Annotated in this window: 22 protein-coding genes; 21 read left to right on the forward strand and 1 reads right to left on the reverse strand. The window is 44.1% G+C overall.

Annotation, left to right across the window (positions count from 1 at the left end; genetic code table 11):
* Window positions 1–36: 36 nt before the first annotated feature.
* From GO620_RS16135 to GO620_RS16235, 21 genes are all read left to right on the forward strand, one after another.
* Window positions 37–408, forward strand: coding sequence for an NADH-quinone oxidoreductase subunit A (locus GO620_RS16135; protein ID WP_157524838.1), 372 nt, complete (start codon window positions 37–39; stop codon window positions 406–408).
* Between the two features lie 115 nt (window positions 409–523).
* On the forward strand, window positions 524–1,066 hold the full coding sequence (locus GO620_RS16140) for an NADH-quinone oxidoreductase subunit B (RefSeq protein ID WP_157524840.1): 543 nt from the start codon (window positions 524–526) through the stop codon (window positions 1,064–1,066).
* A 1-nt stretch (window position 1,067) separates the two neighbouring features.
* Window positions 1,068–1,574: an NADH-quinone oxidoreductase subunit C gene (locus tag GO620_RS16145; protein WP_157524842.1), complete on the forward strand. Its 507-nt coding sequence runs from the start codon at window positions 1,068–1,070 to the stop codon at window positions 1,572–1,574.
* A gap of 5 nt (window positions 1,575–1,579) precedes the next feature.
* Window positions 1,580–2,791 carry an NADH-quinone oxidoreductase subunit D gene (locus GO620_RS16150; protein ID WP_157524844.1) on the forward strand — a complete coding sequence of 404 codons (1,212 nt, stop codon included), beginning with the start codon at window positions 1,580–1,582 and terminating at the stop codon, window positions 2,789–2,791.
* On the forward strand, window positions 2,784–3,311 hold the full coding sequence (locus GO620_RS16155; protein WP_157524846.1) for an NADH-quinone oxidoreductase subunit NuoE family protein: 528 nt from the start codon (window positions 2,784–2,786) through the stop codon (window positions 3,309–3,311). Before GO620_RS16150 ends, GO620_RS16155 begins: the two co-directional genes overlap by 8 nt.
* On the forward strand, window positions 3,311–4,663 hold the full coding sequence (gene nuoF / locus GO620_RS16160; RefSeq protein WP_157524848.1) for an NADH-quinone oxidoreductase subunit NuoF: 1,353 nt from the start codon (window positions 3,311–3,313) through the stop codon (window positions 4,661–4,663). Before GO620_RS16155 ends, nuoF begins: the two co-directional genes overlap by 1 nt.
* Window positions 4,664–4,697: 34 nt before the next feature.
* Window positions 4,698–5,054, forward strand: coding sequence for a four helix bundle protein (locus GO620_RS16165; RefSeq protein WP_157524850.1), 357 nt, complete (start codon window positions 4,698–4,700; stop codon window positions 5,052–5,054).
* 43 nt (window positions 5,055–5,097) lie between these two features.
* The gene (locus GO620_RS16170; RefSeq protein WP_157524852.1) at window positions 5,098–6,096 is read left to right on the forward strand and encodes a 2Fe-2S iron-sulfur cluster-binding protein; all 999 of its coding nucleotides are present in this window, start codon (window positions 5,098–5,100) and stop codon (window positions 6,094–6,096) included.
* The gene (nuoH, locus tag GO620_RS16175) at window positions 6,096–7,145 is read left to right on the forward strand and encodes an NADH-quinone oxidoreductase subunit NuoH (RefSeq protein WP_157524853.1); all 1,050 of its coding nucleotides are present in this window, start codon (window positions 6,096–6,098) and stop codon (window positions 7,143–7,145) included. Before GO620_RS16170 ends, nuoH begins: the two co-directional genes overlap by 1 nt.
* A gap of 5 nt (window positions 7,146–7,150) precedes the next feature.
* On the forward strand, window positions 7,151–7,648 hold the full coding sequence (locus tag GO620_RS16180; RefSeq protein ID WP_157524854.1) for a NuoI/complex I 23 kDa subunit family protein: 498 nt from the start codon (window positions 7,151–7,153) through the stop codon (window positions 7,646–7,648).
* 60 nt (window positions 7,649–7,708) lie between these two features.
* Window positions 7,709–8,206 (forward strand): NADH-quinone oxidoreductase subunit J family protein, encoded by a 498-nt coding sequence (locus tag GO620_RS16185; RefSeq protein ID WP_157524856.1) that lies wholly within the window; start codon window positions 7,709–7,711, stop codon window positions 8,204–8,206.
* Window positions 8,206–8,535: an NADH-quinone oxidoreductase subunit NuoK gene (gene nuoK, locus GO620_RS16190; protein WP_157524858.1), complete on the forward strand. Its 330-nt coding sequence runs from the start codon at window positions 8,206–8,208 to the stop codon at window positions 8,533–8,535. Before GO620_RS16185 ends, nuoK begins: the two co-directional genes overlap by 1 nt.
* A gap of 173 nt (window positions 8,536–8,708) precedes the next feature.
* A complete protein-coding gene (nuoL, locus tag GO620_RS16195; protein ID WP_157524860.1) occupies window positions 8,709–10,616 on the forward strand; it encodes an NADH-quinone oxidoreductase subunit L in 1,908 nt (635 codons plus the stop codon).
* A 15-nt stretch (window positions 10,617–10,631) separates the two neighbouring features.
* Complete coding sequence (locus GO620_RS16200; RefSeq protein ID WP_157524862.1) at window positions 10,632–12,113, forward strand: complex I subunit 4 family protein; 1,482 nt, start codon at window positions 10,632–10,634, stop codon at window positions 12,111–12,113.
* Window positions 12,114–12,151: 38 nt separating this feature from the next.
* Window positions 12,152–13,537: an NADH-quinone oxidoreductase subunit N gene (locus GO620_RS16205; RefSeq protein ID WP_157524864.1), complete on the forward strand. Its 1,386-nt coding sequence runs from the start codon at window positions 12,152–12,154 to the stop codon at window positions 13,535–13,537.
* 54 nt (window positions 13,538–13,591) lie between these two features.
* The gene (locus GO620_RS16210; protein WP_157524866.1) at window positions 13,592–14,236 is read left to right on the forward strand and encodes a DedA family protein; all 645 of its coding nucleotides are present in this window, start codon (window positions 13,592–13,594) and stop codon (window positions 14,234–14,236) included.
* A gap of 19 nt (window positions 14,237–14,255) precedes the next feature.
* Complete coding sequence (locus tag GO620_RS16215) at window positions 14,256–14,801, forward strand: inorganic diphosphatase (RefSeq protein ID WP_157524868.1); 546 nt, start codon at window positions 14,256–14,258, stop codon at window positions 14,799–14,801.
* Between the two features lie 9 nt (window positions 14,802–14,810).
* Window positions 14,811–16,148 (forward strand): hemolysin family protein, encoded by a 1,338-nt coding sequence (locus tag GO620_RS16220; RefSeq protein ID WP_157524870.1) that lies wholly within the window; start codon window positions 14,811–14,813, stop codon window positions 16,146–16,148.
* A gap of 50 nt (window positions 16,149–16,198) precedes the next feature.
* Window positions 16,199–16,906 (forward strand): 16S rRNA (uracil(1498)-N(3))-methyltransferase, encoded by a 708-nt coding sequence (locus GO620_RS16225; protein WP_157524872.1) that lies wholly within the window; start codon window positions 16,199–16,201, stop codon window positions 16,904–16,906.
* Window positions 16,903–17,562: a DUF4159 domain-containing protein gene (locus tag GO620_RS16230; protein ID WP_157524874.1), complete on the forward strand. Its 660-nt coding sequence runs from the start codon at window positions 16,903–16,905 to the stop codon at window positions 17,560–17,562. The genes GO620_RS16225 and GO620_RS16230 overlap by 4 nt, the downstream gene beginning before the upstream one ends.
* Before the next feature lies 1 nt (window position 17,563).
* Window positions 17,564–18,064, forward strand: coding sequence for an acetyl-CoA carboxylase biotin carboxyl carrier protein subunit (locus GO620_RS16235; protein ID WP_157524876.1), 501 nt, complete (start codon window positions 17,564–17,566; stop codon window positions 18,062–18,064).
* A 68-nt stretch (window positions 18,065–18,132) separates the two neighbouring features.
* On the opposite strand, the gene GO620_RS16240 is transcribed toward GO620_RS16235, so the two are convergent.
* Window positions 18,133–19,782, reverse strand: a complete 1,650-nt coding sequence (locus tag GO620_RS16240; protein WP_157524878.1) for an SUMF1/EgtB/PvdO family nonheme iron enzyme — start codon at window positions 19,780–19,782, stop codon at window positions 18,133–18,135.
* Window positions 19,783–19,873 lie beyond the last annotated feature (91 nt).

Below are 19,873 nucleotides of genomic sequence, written 5' to 3' on the forward strand. Positions count from 1 at the left end.
CTTTTTTTGTTACAAGGCATTGCTATATTTGCACCCATGGAAGTACAAAGTTTACCGATCAATTATCTGCCTATCATATTTCAAATGCTGGTGGCTATTGGTTTTGTGGTTACCACCATGTTTGTTACCCATAAACTTGGTCCAAAGCGTAACACACAAGATAAACTGACTCCGTTTGAGTCGGGTATCGAGGTAATCGGTAACGCGCGCACACCTATTTCTATCAAATATTTCCTGGTCGCCATCTTATTTGTATTATTCGATGTCGAGGTGATCTTCATGTATCCCTGGGCTGTAAATTTTCGCGACTTGGGTAAGACCGGGCTCATCGAGATGTTCATCTTTATGGCCACCTTGCTGCTGGGTTTTATCTACATCATCAAAAAAGGTGCGCTCGACTGGGAGTAAGTTTAGATTAATTCTAAATATCAGTTACAACGGCTAAACCGCCGTTATCTTTTCTTATTATTCGTAATTTTGGCATGCCTTTTTTGAGGTATAATATCGTTTTTGGAACATTTCAATGAGTGATATAAAAATAGTTGACGCACCACCGGGAGTAGAGGGAGCAGGATTTTTTGCCACATCGCTGGATAAGGCAATAGGCATGGCGCGCTCACATTCATTATGGCCTTTACCATTCGCGACATCATGCTGCGGTATAGAGTTTATGGCCACAATGGGTTCCCATTATGACCTTTCGCGTTTTGGTGCAGAGCGTTTAAGTTTTTCGCCGCGCCAGGCAGACCTACTGATGGTAATGGGTACCATTTCTAAAAAAATGGCTCCTGTTCTTCGTCAGGTATACCTGCAAATGGCAGAACCGCGCTGGGTAATGGCCGTTGGCGCTTGCGCATCAAGCGGTGGTATATTTGATACCTACTCTGTTTTGCAGGGCATTGATGAAGTTATACCTGTAGACGTTTACGTTCCGGGTTGCCCGCCGCGTCCCGAAGGGATTATCGATGGTTTTATGAATATCCAGAAACTGGTACAGACCGAATCTTTGCGCCGCCGCGACACGCCTGAATACCAGGCCTTACTAGCTAAATACGGGATACAGTAAAATGGGTAAAATAACTAACGAAGAATTACTGCAAAAAGTTACCGCCCAATTTGGTGAAACTGTTACCAACGTAAGCATGCCGTATGACCTGCTTACCTTTGAAACTACACGCGAAAATATTATTGAATTGCTGGCCTGGTTAAAAACAGATGCCGTTCTGCAATTTATTTACCTCACAGATTTGACCGCTATCCACCTGCCCGAGCAAACCGGTAAAGAGATAGGCGTTATTTATCACCTGCATAGCCTGGTAAATAATGTACGTTTACGCATAAAAGTGTTTATGGCCGATGGCGACCTGAACATCCCTTCGGCGACACGGGTTTGGCGCGGCGCCAACTGGATGGAACGTGAGACCTATGATTTCTTTGGGATCAATTTTGAAGGCCACCCGGATCTGCGCAGGATATTGAATGTAGACGATATGACAGTGTTCCCGATGCGTCGCGAATATCCGCTGGAAGACCCGAACCGTGTTGATAAAAAAGATTACTTTTTCGGAAGATAATATAAATGGAAAACCAACTCGTATTTAACGATAACGACCCGCAGACCGAGCTATCGACCCTTAACCTGGGCCCGACGCACCCGGCTACGCACGGCGTTTTCCAGAACGTGATCCAGTTAGACGGCGAGCGCATCGTGAGCGGCGTATCTACCATTGGTTACATACATCGCGCTTTCGAAAAGATCGCAGAGCACCGCCCTTTTTACCAGATCACCCCGCTTACAGATCGTTTAAACTACTGTTCGTCGCCTATCAATAACATGGGCTGGCACATGACTGTAGAAAAGCTATTGAATATTCAAACCCCAAAACGTGTAGATTACCTGCGCATTATTGTAATGGAGTTGGCCCGTTTGGCAGACCACATTGTTTGTAACGGTGTATTGGGTGTAGATACAGGCGCGTTTACCGGTTTCCTCTATATGATGGAGTACCGTGAGGCCATCTATGAAATTTACGAAGAGGTTTGCGGCTCGCGCCTTACGACCAATATTGGCCGTATAGGCGGCTTCGAGCGCAACTTTAATGATATCGCTTTTAACAAGATCCGCAAGTTCCTGGACGATTTTCCGAAAGTATTAAAGGAGTTTGAAAACTTGTTTAACCGTAACCGGATATTTATAGACCGTACGCGCGGTGTCGCAGCTACAAGTGCGGAAACTGCTTTGGATTACAGCTGGAGCGGCCCGATTTTACGTGCTACAGGTGTAGACTATGACGTAAGGGCGATGAATCCATATTGTTCTTATGACGATCTGGACTTTGAAGTTCCCGTAGGCAATACCGGCGATGTTTACGACCGCTTTTTGGTGCGTAACGAAGAAATGTGGCAAAGCATGCGCATGATACAGCAATGCCTTGACAAGATCGCTAAAGAAGACCCTGCTATTTTCCACGCGGACGTGCCGGAGTTTTACCTGCCTCCAAAAGAGGAAGTGTACAACAACATGGAAGCGCTGATCTATCACTTTAAAATTGTGATGGGCGAGATAGAAACGCCTGTTGGCGAAGTTTATCACAGCGTAGAAGGTGCTAATGGCGAGTTAGGTTTTTACCTGGTGAATGATGGCGGCCGTACACCGTACCGCTTGCACTTCCGTAGGCCAAGTTTTATAAATTACCAGATGTATGCGCCAATGAGCCGTGGTATGCTATTATCTGATGCGATTATTAACATGAGTAGTTTAAACGTTATAGCCGGAGAATTAGATGCTTAAAGTTGAACACAATACAAATGTTAATGCAGAGTTTTCGGCAGATCTGTTAAGCAAGTTTGCAGATAAGGTAAGCCGTTATCCCGAAAAGCAGCAGAAGTCTGCTTTGTTGCCAATACTGCACGATGTACAGGCCGAATTTGGCTGGCTTAGCGTTCCGGCAATGGATAAAGTTGCCGCATATCTGCAAATAGAACCTATAGAAGTGTATGAAGTTGCTACTTTCTACACTATGTACCTGTTGCGCCCGCAAGGCAAATATTTATTAGAAGTTTGCCGTACCGGCCCTTGCTGCCTGGTGGGCGCCGAAAAGATAATGGACCACCTGGAAGAAAAGCTGGGTGTTAAGGAAGGTGAAGTTACCGCCGACGGTTTGTTTAGCTGGCGGGGTGTGGAGTGCCTTGCAGCCTGCGGCTTTGGCCCTGTGTTGCAGATAGGCCCCGAATATACGTTCTACGAAAATTTAACGCCTGAGTCTGTAGACCAGTTAATTGTTGATCTTAAAGCAAAAGCGAATAACTGATGGCACGCAAATTATTACTTGAACATATCAATGTGCCCGGCATCAATACTTTTGATGTTTATCGCTCTAAAGGCGGATACGATGCCGTTGACAAAGCGTTGAAAACGCTTAGTCCGGACGAGATCGTAGAGGAGGTTAAAAAATCCGGTTTACGCGGCCGTGGTGGTGCAGGTTTCCCAACGGGTATGAAGTGGAGCTTTTTGGCTAAACCCGAAGGTGTAGCACGTTACCTGGTTTGCAACGCTGACGAATCTGAACCCGGCACTTTCAAAGACCGCTATCTGATGACCTATATCCCTCATTTGTTGATAGAGGGAATGATCATATCGAGCTTTGCGTTGGGCGCTAATGTGTCTTACATTTATGTACGCGGCGAAATGATGCCGCAAATACGCATCCTTGAAAAGGCTATAGCTGAAGCTAAAAACGCGGGGTTCTTAGGCAAAAATATCTTAGGCAGCGGTTACGACCTTGAGTTGTACGTGCAGCCGGGTGGTGGTGCTTACATCTGCGGTGAGGAAACGGCTTTGTTAGAATCGCTTGAAGGTAAACGTGGCAACCCGCGCATTAAGCCCCCGTTCCCTGCAATTGCAGGTTTATATGGTTGCCCAACTGTGGTAAATAACGTGGAATCGATCGCGGCCGTTGTGCCTATCATTCGTGATGGCGGCGACGAGTATGCAAAATTAGGTATCGGCCGCAGCACAGGTACCAAGCTGATCTCTGCAGGTGGTAATTTGAAGAAACCGGGCGTTTACGAGATAGACCTAGGCTTATCTTGCGAGGAGTTTGTTTACTCTGACGAGTATTGCGGTGGTATTGCCAACGGCAAACGTTTAAAGGCAGTTGTAGCCGGTGGTTCATCAGTACCGATCTTGCCTGCCAACTTGTTCTTCAAAACGGCGAACAATGAAGCACGCTTAATGAGCTACGAGTCGCTGGCCGACGGTGGTTTTGCTACCGGTACCATGATGGGTTCGGGCGGGTTTATTGCTTTTGATGAAGACCAGTGCATTGTGCGCAATACCTGGAACTTTACCCGTTTTTATCACCATGAGAGTTGCGGACAATGTTCGCCATGCCGTGAGGGCACGGGGTGGATGGAGAAGGTACTACACCGTTTAGAACATGGTGAAGGCCGAATGAGCGACATGGACCTGCTGGTTGATGTATCAAAGAAAATAGAAGGAAATACAATATGTCCGCTGGGTGACGCGGCAGCATGGCCGGTGGCCAGTGCTATCCGCCATTTCAGGGACGAGTTTGAATGGCATGTGACCAATGCTTCGGAAGCGACAACGCGCAATTACGGTTTAGCGCATTACGCAGATCCGTTGGTAACGGAAATTTAAAATTAAAAAGTAAAAATTCAAAATAGCATAAACATTGAGTGAAAAGCCTTTCGATATAAAGCACCGGTGCTACAGATTTTCGAAAGACATTGTAAATTTCATTTCAACGTTAAGTTATGATCGAATTTACTTTTCGATGTTTGATCAGCTTCTTAGGAGTGCAACTTCGATAGGAGCTAACATAGTGGAAGCGAAATCCGGCAGTTCGCAAAGGGACTTTGTAAAGTTTTACATCATTGCTTTGAAGTCTGCCAATGAAACTAAATATTGGCTTTGTCTTGTGAGAGACACAGTACTTAAAGAGAGAAAACAAGAGTTAAATATATTGATTGAAGAAGCCGATGAGCTTTCAAAGATCATCGCTTCGATAGTCATAAATACACAACGATAAAGGAAGCTTTTGAATTTTGATTTTTTCCTTTTGAATTAAGATAATGAAAGTAACAATAGACGGTATACCTGTTGAAGTTGAGCCGGGCACAACTATCCTTAATGCTGCAAGGCAAATAGGTGGCGATGTGGTGCCGCCGGCCATGTGCTACTATTCTAAATTGGATGGCAGTGGCGGTAAATGCCGTACATGTTTGGTGCAGGTAAGCAAAGGTTCTGAAAAAGACCCGCGCCCTATGCCCAAGCTGGTAGCCAGCTGCCGTACAACTGTTATGGACGGCATGGAGGTGAAAAACATTACCTCGCCCGAAGTGATCGAAGCGCGCAAAGGTGTGGTAGAGATGTTACTGATCAATCACCCGTTGGATTGCCCTATCTGCGACCAGGCAGGTGAATGCAGCTTACAGGATCTAGGTTATGAGCACGGTGCTGCTAAAACCCGTTATGAGTTTGACCGCCGCAAGTTTGAAAAAATAGACATCGGCGATAAGATACAGTTGCACATGACACGCTGTATCCTATGTTACCGTTGTGTGTTTACTGCAGACCAAATTACAGAGCAACGCGTACATGGTGTGTTAAACCGCGGCGACCATTCAGAAATATCAACCTATATACAAAAGGCTGTCGACAACGACTTTTCCGGTAACGTAATCGATGTCTGCCCTGTAGGCGCATTAACGGACAGAACCTTCCGCTTTAAAAACCGTGTTTGGTTTACCAAACCTGTTGAGGCACACCGCGATTGCAATCACGAAAAATGCAATGGTAAGGTTACACTTTGGTACAAAGGGGAGGATGTGATCCGCGTTACTGCCCGCAAGGATGTTTACGGCGAGGTCGAGGAATTCATTTGCAATGAGTGCCGTTTCGACAAAAAGAAAACAGCTGATTGGGTAATTGAAGGGCCGCGTAAGATTTCAAACAAGTCGGTTATTTCATCTAACCATTACGATACATTAAAGCCGCTGCCAGTGGTGAAAACCAATCCGCTGCTGCAAGAGGCAAATAAAGAACAATTTGACAGGGAGACCAGGCTATAATGGAAGTTGCAGATATTCTTATAAAATTCGGGCTTATCATCGTTATATTCCTGATAAGCTTACTGGTAGCCATGTACTCTACCTACGCTGAGCGTAAAGTTGCAGCATTTCTTCAGGACAGGGTAGGCCCTAACCGTGCCGGCCCGTTTGGTATCCTTCAGCCTTTGGCAGATGGTGCTAAAATGTTCATGAAAGAAGAGATCATCCCTACACGCGCAAGCGGTTTGCTTTTCATTGTGGGCCCGTCATTAGCCATCATGACGGCTTGTATCGGTTCCGCGGTTATTCCATGGGGGCAGTCGATTGAAATTGCAGGCCGGGTGATCCCGCTGCAGGTTACAGACATTAACGTAGGCATTCTTTACATTTTTGGAGTTGTATCGCTGGGTGTTTATGGTATTATGATAGGTGGCTGGGCGTCAAACAACAAGTACTCTTTACTTGGGGCTATACGTGCAGCGTCGCAAAATATCAGCTATGAGATTTCGATGGGTTTGTCTATCATAGCTTTATTGCTGGTGACAAATACGCTTAGCTTAAAAGAGATCACCGAGCAGCAACATGGCTTTTGGCAAAACGGCTACTTCAGCTGGAACTTCTTTAAACAGCCGCTTGGCTTTTTAATATTTATGGTTTGCGCGTTCGCCGAAACTAACCGCAGCCCGTTCGACTTGCCTGAGTGCGAAACTGAACTGGTTGGCGGTTACCATACCGAATACTCATCAATGAAGTTAGGTTTCTACCTTTTTGCTGAGTATATCAACATGTTCATATCATCGGCAGTAATGGCGACGCTTTATTTTGGTGGTTACAACTATCCGTTTATGGATTGGGTTGCAGCGCACGCTGGTAGCAATATATCTGCTATACTGGGTGTAGTTATTTTATTCGGGAAGGTGTTCGCGTTTATCTTCTTCTTTATGTGGATACGCTGGACAATACCACGTTTCCGCTATGACCAGCTGATGAATTTGGGCTGGCGCACATTAATTCCGTTGGCTATCGCTAACATTGTATTAACCGGATTAGTAATTACTTTTCTTAAATAGCATAGATGGAACCATTAAGCAGTAAACGAAAAGTATTGGATGTAAAGCCGCTCAATTTTTGGGAGCGTGCTTATCTGCCTGCTATATTAAAGGGTTTGGGTATCACCATTAGCCACTTCTTTAAAAAGGATGTGACCATACGGTATCCTGAGCAAAAGCGTGAGTTCTCTGAAAATTTTAGAGGGATGCACTCACTTAAACGCGACGAAGAAGGCCGCGAGCGTTGTACCGCATGTGGCTTATGCGCTTTGTCTTGCCCGGCTGAGGCAATTACCATGACGGCTGCAGAGCGCCAGGTTGGCGAAGAGAATTTATATCGCGAGGAAAAATACGCGGCTGTGTATGAGATAAATATGCTGCGCTGCATTTTCTGCGGATTGTGCGAAGAAGCTTGCCCAAAAGAGGCTATATATTTAGACGGCGACATAGTGCCGACAGATTTTTTAAGGAAAGATTTTATCTACGGAAAAGACAAATTGGTTGAAGCGCCGCTAAATCAATAAGAAGTTTATAAATTTGCCCGTCTTTTAAAAAGGCGGCGAGTTGAGTTTTAAATAGGATTAATGAGTACATTTTACGTCATCGCGTTTTTATCTATCGTGTTTGCACTCCTGGTAATTTTTGCCAAGAACCCTGTGCATAGCGTACTGTACCTCATCCTCACCTTCTTTACTTTCACCATCCATTACATTTTGTTGAACGCGCAATTTTTGGCCATTGTAAACTTTATAGTTTACATGGGCGCCATTATGGTGTTATTCTTATTTGTAATGATGCTTCTAAACCTGAACAAAGATACAGAGCCCGGTAAGCACTATCTGGCAAAAATTGCAGGTGTTGTAGCAGGCGGATGTTTACTTGTAACTATCATCGCGTCTGTTAAAGCTTTAGGCGCATCGCAGCCGGTAATATTAACCAACCCCGATTTGGGTTTGGTTAAGAATTTAGGTAAAGTATTATTCGGCGAGTTTTTATTGCCGTTCGAAGTATCATCGGTGCTGTTACTGTCAGCAATGGTGGGCGCCGTTTTATTAGCTAAAAAAGAAAAAGCAACTGTATAATGGGAAACATCACACAAACTATACAGGCCGTTCCGCTTAATCACTATATTTTATTTTGCGCTATCATATTCGCGATAGGCGTTACAGGCGTATTGATCCGCCGCAATGCCATCGTGATTTTTATGTCGGTTGAATTGATGCTGAACGCGGTGAACCTGCTTTTAGCAGCATTCTCGGTGTATAAGGGTGATGCATCGGGACAAGTATTTGTATTTTTCGTAATGGCGCTTGCTGCCGCGGAGGTTGCGGTTGGCTTAGCCATAATTGTAATGATATACCGCAACACTAATTCGACAGATATAAATGTGTTGAACAGGTTAAAATGGTAAGGCCTCACCCAACCCTCTCCGAAGGAGAGGGAGCCAAGTGAGAAATAAAAGTTTGTCATTCTGAACTGAGTGAAGAATCTTATTCAGTAAGTGCATTTATGCATAAGATTCCTTACAGAATATGGATGACAGTTAAGAGAATAAAATAAAAGTAATACGCGCAGCATATACAAATGAACAATTATCTATGGCTTATACCTATTTTGCCGTTGGCAGGTTTCCTGATCAACGGACTTGGGCGTAATGTGCTTTCTAAAGGCGTAATTGGTACTATTGGTAGTCTGGTGATCCTGGCGTCGTTTTGCTTAAGCGTTTCTGCATTTGCACAGATCAACTCAACAGGTCAGCCTATTAACGTAACCTATTTTACCTGGATAAAGGTTGGCGTATTCAATATTCCGTTTGCGTTCCTGGTAGATCAGTTAAGCGCTATTATGCTGCTGATTATTACAGGAGTTGGGTTTTTGATCCACCTGTATTCTACCGGTTACATGAGCCACGACAAAGGTTTTGGTAAGTACTTCGCTTACCTGAACCTTTTCGTTTTCTTCATGCTGCTGCTGGTATTGGGGTCAAACTTTGTGGTAATGTTCATCGGCTGGGAAGGTGTAGGCTTATGCTCTTACCTGCTTATTGGCTTTTGGTTTACCAGCGGTGATTATGCTGATGCAGCCAAAAAGGCTTTTGTAATGAACCGCATTGGCGACCTGGGTTTTCTCATCGCTATATTCCTGCTGATACACTTCTTTAACAGCGCAAGCTACGCTGATATTTTTCCTAAAGTCCGTGGCCTGCAAGGTCCGCATGTTGCTTTGGGTATTACGCTGATCAGTATGTTGCTGTTTGTAGGAGCAACAGGTAAATCTGCACAGATACCGTTATTCACCTGGCTGCCCGACGCGATGGCTGGTCCAACGCCTGTTTCGGCATTGATCCACGCTGCTACCATGGTAACCGCGGGTATTTATATGATCGCTCGAGCGAACGTGATTTTCAGCATGTCGCCGGTTACCATGCATGTAATAGCTATTGTTGGTTTAGCAACAGCGTTATTAGCCGCGCTTATTGCGCTTACGCAAACAGATATTAAAAAAGTATTGGCCTATTCAACGGTGTCGCAGTTGGGATATATGTTTTTGGGTTTGGGTGTTGGAGCTTATACAGGGGCGTTCTTCCACGTCATTACCCATGCGTTCTTTAAAGCTTTATTGTTCCTGGGCGCAGGCTCTGTAATACATGCCATGAGCAATGAGCAGGATATACGCAAAATGGGCGGTTTACGTACTAAATTACCCATCACCTTTGCCACGATGCTGATGGGAACTATTGCTATTTCCGGCATCCCGCCGTTCTCCGGTTTCTTTTCTAAGGACGAAATATTAGCGCATACGTTTGAGAGCAGCCATACCATGTATGTGCTGGGTGTTATTGGTGCTATGCTTACATCATTCTATATGTTCAGGATGTTGTTCCTGACATTCTCAGGCAGTTTCCGCGGAACGCATGAACAAGAACATCATTTGCATGAGTCGCCGTGGAGCATCACTGTTCCGTTGATCGTGTTAGCTATACTTTCGGTAGTTGGTGGTTTCATTAACGTGCCGCACATTATGGGGGGCAACCATTGGCTGCAAAATTGGCTTGAACCTGTATTCAAACTGTCTGAACCTTTGCTGGCACATACCGAAACCGAGCCATCTACAGAGTGGCTTTTAATGGGTATCTCTGTTGGCGCGGCGTTTATAGCGTTGTTCTATGCCTATGTTAAATACATAAAGAACAAGCACGTGCCTGTTGCTGATACAGAAGAGCGCCCGCTTTTGGCGAACTTATCTTACCATAAGTTTTACATAGACGAACTGTATGATTTCTTGATCCGCAAGCCGCTTGATGCTTTATCTGTTTTCTTCTATAAAGTGGTTGATAAAATGGGTATCGATGGGTTGGTGAACGGCTTAGGAAATGGTACCGTAGAGTCGAGTAAGGGATTGCGTTTACTGCAAGCCGGTAATGTGGGCTTTTACATATTTATGATGGTGATAGGTATCATTGCCATTTTATTTTACCGTTTAAAATTTTAGAAACGCGTATTAGAAATGACAGTTAGTATATTAATTTTCTTACCTCTTGTAGCAGCTGTAATAGTTTACCTGCTGAAGAATGACGCGGCCAAATACGCTGCTTTGTTTTTCGCGGTAGCAGAGCTGGTTGTTGCCGGGGTAATGATCACTAAGTTTGTTCCGGATAGTAGTGTCCAGTTCGTTACTGATGCAGAGTGGATGCCTAAACTGGGCATTTATTTTACTGCAGGTGTGAATGGTATCAGCTTAATAATGGTGCTGCTTAATGTGTTATTAGTGCCCATTATTATCTTATCAAGCTTTAACCGCCCGCAGCAGAACGCCAATATCTTTTATGCCTTGATACTGTTTATGCAGGCCGGCATGCTGGTTGTATTCACTGCTTTAGATGGTTTCCTATTCTACGTTGGCTGGGAAGCCGCGCTGATACCAATTTACTTCATCTGCGCTTTATGGGGTGGCGAGAACAGGATCAGGATCACACTTAAGTTCTTTATCTACACATTTGCCGGTTCTCTATTTATGCTGCTGGCAATTATTTACCTGCACTTGCAAACCCCGCAGCGTACATATGATATCAATCATTTCTATGACCTGCATTTATCATTAAAGGAACAGTCGTTTGTATTTTGGGCTTTCTTCCTGGCATTTGCTATAAAGATGCCTGTGTTTCCGTTCCATACGTGGCAGCCCGATACATATACTGAAGCACCTACAGCCGGCACTATGATGCTATCAGGCATTATGCTAAAGATGGGTGTTTATGGCGCCATCCGTTGGATGATACCCGTTGCACCAAATGCTTTTGATAAATACCAGTATATCATCATTACACTCGCCGTTATTGGTATTATATATGCTTCTATCATCGCATTTAAACAGCGCGACGGTAAGCGCCTGGTTGCTTACTCGTCCATTGCGCACGTTGGCCTTATTGCTGCCGGTATTTTTGCATGGACCGCGTCGGGCGTACAAGGTGCATTGATACAAAGTTTAAACCACGGCATAAACGTTGTGGGCATGTTCTTCATCTGGGACATCATCAGCCGCAGGCTAAATACCCGCGATATTGGCCAAATGGGCGGCATCGCATCTGCTGCGCCTAAATTTGCTATCGCGTTTTTGATCGTCCTTCTGGGAACTGTAGCCCTGCCTTTAACTAATGGTTTTATCGGCGAATTCTTACTGCTTAACGGCGTTTACGAATACAACATATTTTTAAGTGCAGCTGCCGGCTTAACTATCATTTTTGGTGCGGTTTATATGCTGCGCATGTACAAAAATGTAATGCAGGGCCAAACGAATGAATTAACTGTGCTTTTCACAGATTTAACCGGAAATGAAAAATTGGTGCTTTGCTGCATCAGCGCGTTGATCATCTTTTTAGGGATTTACCCGCAGTCGGTAATGCACCTGTCAGACGCTGCTGTTATGGACCTGGTGAAGACCGTAAATACTAAGATTGTTAATGGCGCCCTTGAGGCAATTACTAAATAAGGAAATCAACAGATAAAGCTTGTTGCGAAAATTATAGAATGAATACCTTAATACTGATATCTGTTTTACCCATACTGTTATTGTATTTAGGTTTGTATAAAGCCAAAAATGCATTGCTGCCTGTTACGGTGATAGGCTTGCTTGCGGCTGCAGGTTTGGCCATCAAAGAGTGGAATACCTTCCCGGCACCTGTTTACAGCGGTATGATGTTGTTTAACAATTACGCGATAGCCTTTTCTGTAATTACCATCTTCTGTACCGTACTAATTTTATTGCTATCAAAAGATTATTTTGAGAAGATAAGCAGCAATGTTGCCGAGTATTATGCCATCATACTTTTCGCTTTAGCGGGTATCATCGTAATGGTATCATATAACAACCTGGTGATGCTGTTTATCGGTATCGAGATCATGTCTGTGAGTTTATATATCCTGGCAGGTATCCGTAAACGCGACATTGCATCTAACGAGGCCTCATTAAAGTACTTCTTGATGGGTGCGTTTTCAACCGGTTTTTTGCTGTTCGGTATAACGCTTATCTATGGCGCAACCAGTTCTTTTGATTTGACGGTAATCCGCGATTGGATCATCACCCATCCGCGCGACGGCGAATTTGTATATCTTTTCTACACCGGCATATTGCTGATCATCATCGGCTTAAGCTTTAAACTGGGCGCAGCGCCTTTTCACTTCTGGACACCCGATGTTTACGAAGGTTCGCCTACTTTGATTACAGCCTTTATGTCAACAGTTGTTAAGACCGCAGGCATAGCAGCATTTTTGAGATTGTTTACCGTTTGCTTCGTAACCGTGTCCGATTACTGGGTACCCGTGTTAACAGGCATAACCGTTATTACTTTATTTGTCGGCAACATCACTGCGCTGTATCAGCATAGCTTCAAGCGTATGCTAGCTTATTCGAGTATATCGCACGCGGGCTATTTATTATTTGCGGTGGTTTCCATAAGTTCGGGTTCTAACAGCGCTGTCTTTACCTACGCAACTGCTTACTCTATAGCGTCTATTGCTGCGTTTGGCGTATTGCTGCTTATTCAGCAGAATCATGGTAATGATAACTTCGAAAGCTTTGATGGCCTAGGCAAACGCAATCCTTTTTTAGCAGCTGTATTGACCATTGCCATGCTGTCCCTTGCCGGTATACCGCTTACAGCCGGCTTTATCGGCAAATTCTTTGTGTTCTCTGCGGCGCTTAGCCGTATGCATGTATGGATGGTAGTATTAGCAGTATTAAACGCGATTATCAGTATCTATTACTATTTTAAGGTTATCATAGCCATGTACTTTAGGGTAGGTAATGAAACAGAGATAGAAGTGCCCGGTTATTTCAGCTTCGTGCTTGGCCTATCGGCATTGCTTACGCTTATCATTGGTGTATATCCCGGCTTCATCGCGTCATTCATTTAACAATAGCTTACCCAACATTTCGATTTAATATTTGTAGTTTTACGAATATTGTGAATGGAAAGCTTCTGGGAACACCTGCATAATATAACCGATGCCAAAACTATTATAAGCCAGGGTGGTTTTTACCTGGTACTTATAGTTGTGTTTGCAGAAACAGGTTTGTTTTTCGGTTTCTTTTTACCGGGCGACTACTTGCTGTTTATGGCAGGCCTTTTCTGCGCCACAGGTGTGTTAGATGTATCAGTTTATGTACTGGTATCATCGCTGATCATAGCAGGAATTTTAGGCAATTATATGGGTTACTGGTTTGGCTACAGGGCCGGGCCGATGCTATTTAAGCGCGATGATTCACTTTTTTTTAAGAAGCGATACGTTGTGGCAGCAGAGCATTTTTACGAGAAGTATGGCGGCATGGCGTTAATATTGGGCAGATTTTTCCCTATAATAAGGACATTTGCGCCTATCTTTGCAGGTGTTGTAAAAGTTAAATTCGGGAAATTTACTTTATACAACATTATAGGAAGTTTGGCCTGGGTAGTAACGCTTACACTTACAGGTTATTTTTTAGGTAAGCGATACCCCGAATTAAAAAATTATCTGCAGTACATAGTGCTGGGATTGATTACAGTTACTACCATCCCGCTCTTGCTAACATTCTTCAGAAAAGGGTTTGCAAGCAAGGATGAAGAACACGCATAATAACAGTTTTAATATATAAATGAGTACACAACACCCCTGGCATCAGGTTTCACCGGGCGAAGAATTACCCGAAGTAGTAAATGCAATCATCGAGATCCCGAAAGGATCTAAAGCGAAATATGAGATAGACAAAGAGTCGGGCCTACTAAAGTTAGACCGTGTTCTTTTTTCATCAGTAATGTATCCGGCCAATTACGGCTATATCCCTCAAACTTATTGCGATGACCATGACCCTTTAGACATATTGGTTCTATGCTCTATCGATGTTTATCCTATGTCTATGATAGAGGCTAAGGTTATTGGTGTGATGCACATGGTAGATAATGGCGAGCAGGACGATAAAATTATCGCTGTTGCTAAAAATGATATGTCTGTTAACTATATTAACGACTTGAACGAGTTGCCGCCGCACACTATGAAAGAAATTGTACGCTTTTTCCAGGATTATAAATCTTTAGAAGGCAAGAGCGTGACCATTGAACATCTGCTAGGCAGGCGTTACGCGCATAAAGTAATACAGGAAAGTCTTGAATTGTACACTAAGACTTATCCTGATCACCGATAAAATAAGTTAATGGGCCCCCTCGAGATAAGCGGTTTTCAGATATTCCTTACCATTTTCCTGGTGCTACTCAACGGCTTTTTTGTGGCCGCGGAGTTTGCCATCGTTCGTGTACGCGGTTCGCAGATAGAGATACAAGCAAAGGCCGGAAGCCGGCTGGCCAAAATTACCCGTGGTATTGTACATAATCTGGACGGCTATCTGGCTGCAACCCAGTTGGGTATTACTATCGCTTCGCTTGGTTTGGGCTGGGCCGGCGAAAGTGTTGCCACAAATGTGATGCTTAACCTGTTCTCATTATTTGGGTTAACTATTACGTCGTCATTTATCATTAGTACCAGTCATGTTGTGGCGTTTATTTCTATAACGATTTTGCACATTGTATTTGGCGAACTGGCACCTAAAACCCTTGCCATACAGCGTTCTGTACGCACCGCAATGACGGTGTCGCTACCGCTTAGATTTTTCTTTGTGGTATTCAGGCCGTTTATCTGGGCACTTAATACATTTGCCAATTTTATTCTCAGTCTATTTGGTGTAAAACCGATACAAGGTGAGGAAGCGCATCACAGCAACGAAGAATTGCAATATATTCTTGAACAAGGTAAAGAGAGTGGTGCGCTGGATTCAAATGAGCACGAACTGATCAAAAACGTGTTTGATTTTAACGAACGTGTAGTTAAGAATATCATGGTGCCGCGTACCAAGATCTCGGGCATCAATTGCACAAGCTCAGGCACAGATCTGTTAGAAATGATCATTACAGAAGGTTACTCGCGTATGCCTGTCTATGATGAGACTATCGATAAGATCATCGGTATTTTACATGCTAAGGATGTGCTTGCCCTACTGGCACGCAACCAGCCTGTAGAATTAAAAGAGATCATCCGCAAGCCGTATTTTATTCCGGAGACTAAGAAGATAAATGATCTGATGGCCGAATTGCAGCAAAAGCGCATACAGATTGCCATCGTACTCGATGAATTTGGCGGTACTGCGGGTATGGTGACGTTAGAAGATATCGTTGAAGAATTGGTCGGCGAAATCCAGGATGAGTTTGACGAAGAGAAGCCCATTGTTGAGAAGATCAACAATCGCGAGTTTATCATCAACGCGCTTGCATCTATATATGATGTGAACAGCCACCTGCCACATGATCTACCCGAGGACGGCGACTTTGACACTGTATCGGGCTGGTTGGGCGAGGTGTTTGGTAAGATACCGGATGTGGGTGAGCACCGGGAAGCGGACGGCTACAATATAACTGTATTGCGTAAATCTGAACAGAATATAGAGTCGGTTAAATTGGAGTTGCTCCTTAACGAAGAAGATACTAACGACGAGCATTAATACTCTCCTAAACGCTCGGGGTGTTAGGATAAAGTCTATATTTACTTTTGATGCAGTTGTTCTACACGCCGGATATTACACCCTCTCAATCTCATTGTCAGCTTAGCGAAGAAGAAAGTAAACACGCTATACGTGTATTGCGCATGGTTGCAGGCGACGCGTTGCAATTAATAGATGGCAAAGGTGGTTTTTATGAAGCCGTTGTGCAGGATCCGCACCCAAAACGCACGCTGCTGCAAATTACCGCTCAACAACAAGAATATCAAAAGCGCAACCACTATCTGCACATTGCTATTGCGCCAACGAAAAATATTGAGCGTACGGAATGGTTTCTTGAAAAGGCTACCGAAATTGGTATAGATGAGATAACCCTTATCATCTGCCAGCGGTCGGAACGTAAGGAAGCAAACATCGAACGCCTTAACAAAATTATCACTTCGGCTATTAAGCAATCGGTGAAAGCGTACCACCCGGTGTTAAACAAGGCCTTAGCATTCAATCAATTTGTAAACACAAAATTTGAGGGTCAAAAATTTATCGCACATTGCGAAGAAGGTGAAAAATTTAATTTGCGCGATGTGCTACAACCCCGAGGCAAGTCATTAATATTGATAGGGCCGGAGGGCGACTTTAGCCCGACCGAAATAGATAGAGCATTGCAGAACGGTTACAAAGCCATAACTTTAGGAACAAGCCGCTTGCGGACCGAAACTGCTGCGCTGGAAGCCTGTTTCGAGGTCAATTTTTTAAACCGATGAGGAAGTTTGCTATTATATCGACAATAGCGTGTTTATCATTGCTAAGCTTCACGAATAAGCCGTCGTACAAACTGGCACGCCTGAAATATAATGGTGGTGGCGACTGGTACGGTGACCGCACCGCTTTAACCAACCTCATTAAGTTCTGTAACATAAACCTGCGTACAAATTTTGCTGCTGAGGAAGAAACAGTCGATGCCGGCAGTGCCGAACTGTTTAACTACCCGTTTATATTTATGACGGGGCATGGCAATGTGATCTTCTCTGACCTGGAGGTGCGCAATCTGCGCAAGTATTTAACGGGTGGTGGCTTTCTGCACATCTGCGATAACTACGGCCTGGATCAGTTCATCCGCCCGCAGATGAAAAAGGTATTTCCCGAACTGGATTTTGTGGAACTTCCACTAAATCACCCTATCTATCATCAGCAATATGATTTTCCAAACGGTTTGCCTAAAGTGCATGAACATGACAACAAACGGGCGCAGGGATTTGGGTTGATATACAAAGGCAGAATAGTTTGCTTTTATGATTATCAGTGCGATTTAGGCAATGGTTGGGAAGATTATGGCACCTATCCCGGTGATACGCAGGAGACACGTACGAAGGCTCTCAAAATGGGTGCTAATTTAGTTCAATATGCTTTAACAAAATAGTATGCTACAAATTACCATCAATGATCGGAAGTTTGATGTTGAAAAAAATAACAGCGTTCTTAAAATAAACGACGAAGTTGTTTTGACAGACATCGCTCAAACGGGCAATAACAGCTTTCATGTCATCAGTCATAACAAATCTTACAATGCCGAGGTGGTAAGCTTCGACACGACTCAAAAAACAGCCGTAATAAAAGTAAATGGCAATACTTACCCGGTTACAGCTAAAGACCAATTTGATCTGCTGCTGGAGCAAATGGGTATGAGCAATCTAAATTCTGCCAAGGTTGACGATCTGAAGGCGCCGATGCCAGGCCTGGTATTGAAAGTGCTGGTTGCCGAAGGTGATACTGTACAAAAAGGCGACAACCTGTTTGTACTTGAAGCGATGAAAATGGAAAATATCATTAAATCGCCGGGCGAAGCTGTTGTAAGATCTGTCAAAATTAAACCGGGCGACAAAGTGGAGAAAGGGCAAGTGCTTATCGCCTTCAATCAATAATCAGACTATTATAAACAAAGAAGCCCGTTCAATTGAACGGGCTTCTTTGTTTATATGTAAAGGCAGGCTTATCTGCTTTTGCGTACCTTAAACTTAGGGCCCGAGTTTGGATGGATCTGCGTTGCACCAACCATAGACATGGCGCAGCGGAAACCAACTTCGGCACTGGCATCATCTTCATTCATAAAGCGGCGGGTTGCCGGGTTTAACCAGTAAGCACGGTCATTCCATGAACCGCCTTTATAAACTTTAGAATGATCATTAGCTAAAGTTGTAGTGCCGTAAAGCACAGAACTTACGGTATCAGCATACCCTCTGAAGTCTGGATTGTAAGGCTTGCCGGCTAAGTCACTTTTGTTTGCCTGCGGCGAGGTACCTGCAGCACCTACCGGATTTGTAGCAATACCTGCAGGCAAATTAGTAGCATTATTTTGGGTAGCGGTGCCATTTTGCTGAGCAACTAATTCACTCCATTTCTGCTTTTTACCCGCCTTCGCCGGGTCGTAAATAGGACGACCGTATTTATCTTTTGCTAACTGACCTTTGGTTGGATCTTCTAAGCGTTTATCCTTAAATTCGTTACCACGGAAAGGGTTAAAATCTTCAACCTCTTCAAATGACGTTTGGCGATAAGTATCACCTGTCCACTCATTAACATTGCCGGCCATGTTATATAAGCCAAAATCGTTAGGTACATAAGAACGTACAGGGGCAGTGATATCGGCTTTATCATTCAAGTAACCACCAACACCCATATTGTCACCTTCGCCGCGTTTAAAGTTAGCAAGGATTAAACCACGTGTCTTTTTCTTTGGCGAGCGTACACCCATGCCATTCCAAGGGTACATTTTGCCATCAGTAATGTTTTCGTAATCGGTGTTGCCTATCAAACCTAAGGCGGCATATTCCCATTCAGCTTCAGAAGGTAAACGATAGCCTTGCTTAAGTATACCATCCTCCATAATAACTGTACGTTTAGGTTTACCACCTGCCGTTCCCGCTGTCGCACGGGGATTAAGGTCCGGCATCATTTTTTTGCCATCTATGCCCTGGCCTTTGATCTGGCCGTTAAGATAGATGTCTGTGTTAAAAGGTGTACCACCTGCGGGCGCAGCTTGTGTGCCGTTACCGCCTTTACCGGCAGCGTCTTTCCAGCTTGCTAACTGGCCGCCATTACGCAAAATGTTTTCATTCATGCGGTCTGTACGCCATATACAATATTCTTGTGCCTGGTCCCAGGTTACACCTACAACCGGATAATCCTGGTAGGCAGGGTGACGAAGATAGTTATACACAAAAGGTTCATTATAAGATAACGGACGACGCCATACTAACGTATCAGGCAAAGCATCATAATACAATTCGCGGTCCTGAGGGAAATTGATCGCGTCCCAGTGCAGGTATTCTAACCAATCTACGTTAGAAACCTCAGTTTCATCCATATAAAAAGAACCTACAGTTACTCTGCGGCGCACATTATTGTATTCATAAGTTACATCCTGGTCGGCACTGCCACCTAAAACAAATGTACCGCCTTCAATCGCAACCAAACCCGGACCGGGAGCCGGGTGTGTTTTCTTGAAAACCTGGAAACCGCCGTTATTAGGGTCGTTATAACGCATGCCGGTTTTAGGCGAACTTTGTTTCTTACTACAGCTGCTCATAAAGGCCACCACTCCTAACAGCACTATGGCAAGCTTTGTAAATTGAATCTTCATAGTTTATATATGATCAATCGGAACGTAAAGATAGTCAAATTTCAATTATTAATTAATAGCTGCGATGAACGGTGACATTGCACCGACCAAT

Origin of the sequence: Mucilaginibacter ginkgonis, assembly GCF_009754905.2 — a bacterium.
In the GTDB taxonomy this organism is placed as follows: Bacteria; Bacteroidota; Bacteroidia; order Sphingobacteriales; family Sphingobacteriaceae; genus Mucilaginibacter; species Mucilaginibacter ginkgonis.

Coding starts and splice junctions, on each gene's coding strand:
- GO620_RS16220 (WP_157524870.1), top strand. CDS start 14,811: ATGGGCCCCCTCGAGATAAGCGGTTTTCAGATATTCCTTACCATTTTC.
- GO620_RS16145 (WP_157524842.1), top strand. CDS start 1,068: ATGGGTAAAATAACTAACGAAGAATTACTGCAAAAAGTTACCGCCCAA.
- GO620_RS16205 (WP_157524864.1), top strand. CDS start 12,152: ATGAATACCTTAATACTGATATCTGTTTTACCCATACTGTTATTGTAT.
- GO620_RS16140 (WP_157524840.1), top strand. CDS start 524: ATGAGTGATATAAAAATAGTTGACGCACCACCGGGAGTAGAGGGAGCA.
- GO620_RS16225 (WP_157524872.1), top strand. CDS start 16,199: ATGCAGTTGTTCTACACGCCGGATATTACACCCTCTCAATCTCATTGT.
- nuoH (WP_157524853.1), top strand. CDS start 6,096: ATGGAAGTTGCAGATATTCTTATAAAATTCGGGCTTATCATCGTTATA.
- GO620_RS16210 (WP_157524866.1), top strand. CDS start 13,592: ATGGAAAGCTTCTGGGAACACCTGCATAATATAACCGATGCCAAAACT.
- GO620_RS16150 (WP_157524844.1), top strand. CDS start 1,580: ATGGAAAACCAACTCGTATTTAACGATAACGACCCGCAGACCGAGCTA.
- GO620_RS16200 (WP_157524862.1), top strand. CDS start 10,632: ATGACAGTTAGTATATTAATTTTCTTACCTCTTGTAGCAGCTGTAATA.
- GO620_RS16180 (WP_157524854.1), top strand. CDS start 7,151: ATGGAACCATTAAGCAGTAAACGAAAAGTATTGGATGTAAAGCCGCTC.
- nuoK (WP_157524858.1), top strand. CDS start 8,206: ATGGGAAACATCACACAAACTATACAGGCCGTTCCGCTTAATCACTAT.
- GO620_RS16170 (WP_157524852.1), top strand. CDS start 5,098: ATGAAAGTAACAATAGACGGTATACCTGTTGAAGTTGAGCCGGGCACA.
- GO620_RS16215 (WP_157524868.1), top strand. CDS start 14,256: ATGAGTACACAACACCCCTGGCATCAGGTTTCACCGGGCGAAGAATTA.
- GO620_RS16185 (WP_157524856.1), top strand. CDS start 7,709: ATGAGTACATTTTACGTCATCGCGTTTTTATCTATCGTGTTTGCACTC.
- GO620_RS16135 (WP_157524838.1), top strand. CDS start 37: ATGGAAGTACAAAGTTTACCGATCAATTATCTGCCTATCATATTTCAA.
- GO620_RS16155 (WP_157524846.1), top strand. CDS start 2,784: ATGCTTAAAGTTGAACACAATACAAATGTTAATGCAGAGTTTTCGGCA.
- GO620_RS16240 (WP_157524878.1), bottom strand. CDS start 19,782: ATGAAGATTCAATTTACAAAGCTTGCCATAGTGCTGTTAGGAGTGGTG.
- nuoF (WP_157524848.1), top strand. CDS start 3,311: ATGGCACGCAAATTATTACTTGAACATATCAATGTGCCCGGCATCAAT.
- GO620_RS16230 (WP_157524874.1), top strand. CDS start 16,903: ATGAGGAAGTTTGCTATTATATCGACAATAGCGTGTTTATCATTGCTA.
- GO620_RS16235 (WP_157524876.1), top strand. CDS start 17,564: ATGCTACAAATTACCATCAATGATCGGAAGTTTGATGTTGAAAAAAAT.
- nuoL (WP_157524860.1), top strand. CDS start 8,709: ATGAACAATTATCTATGGCTTATACCTATTTTGCCGTTGGCAGGTTTC.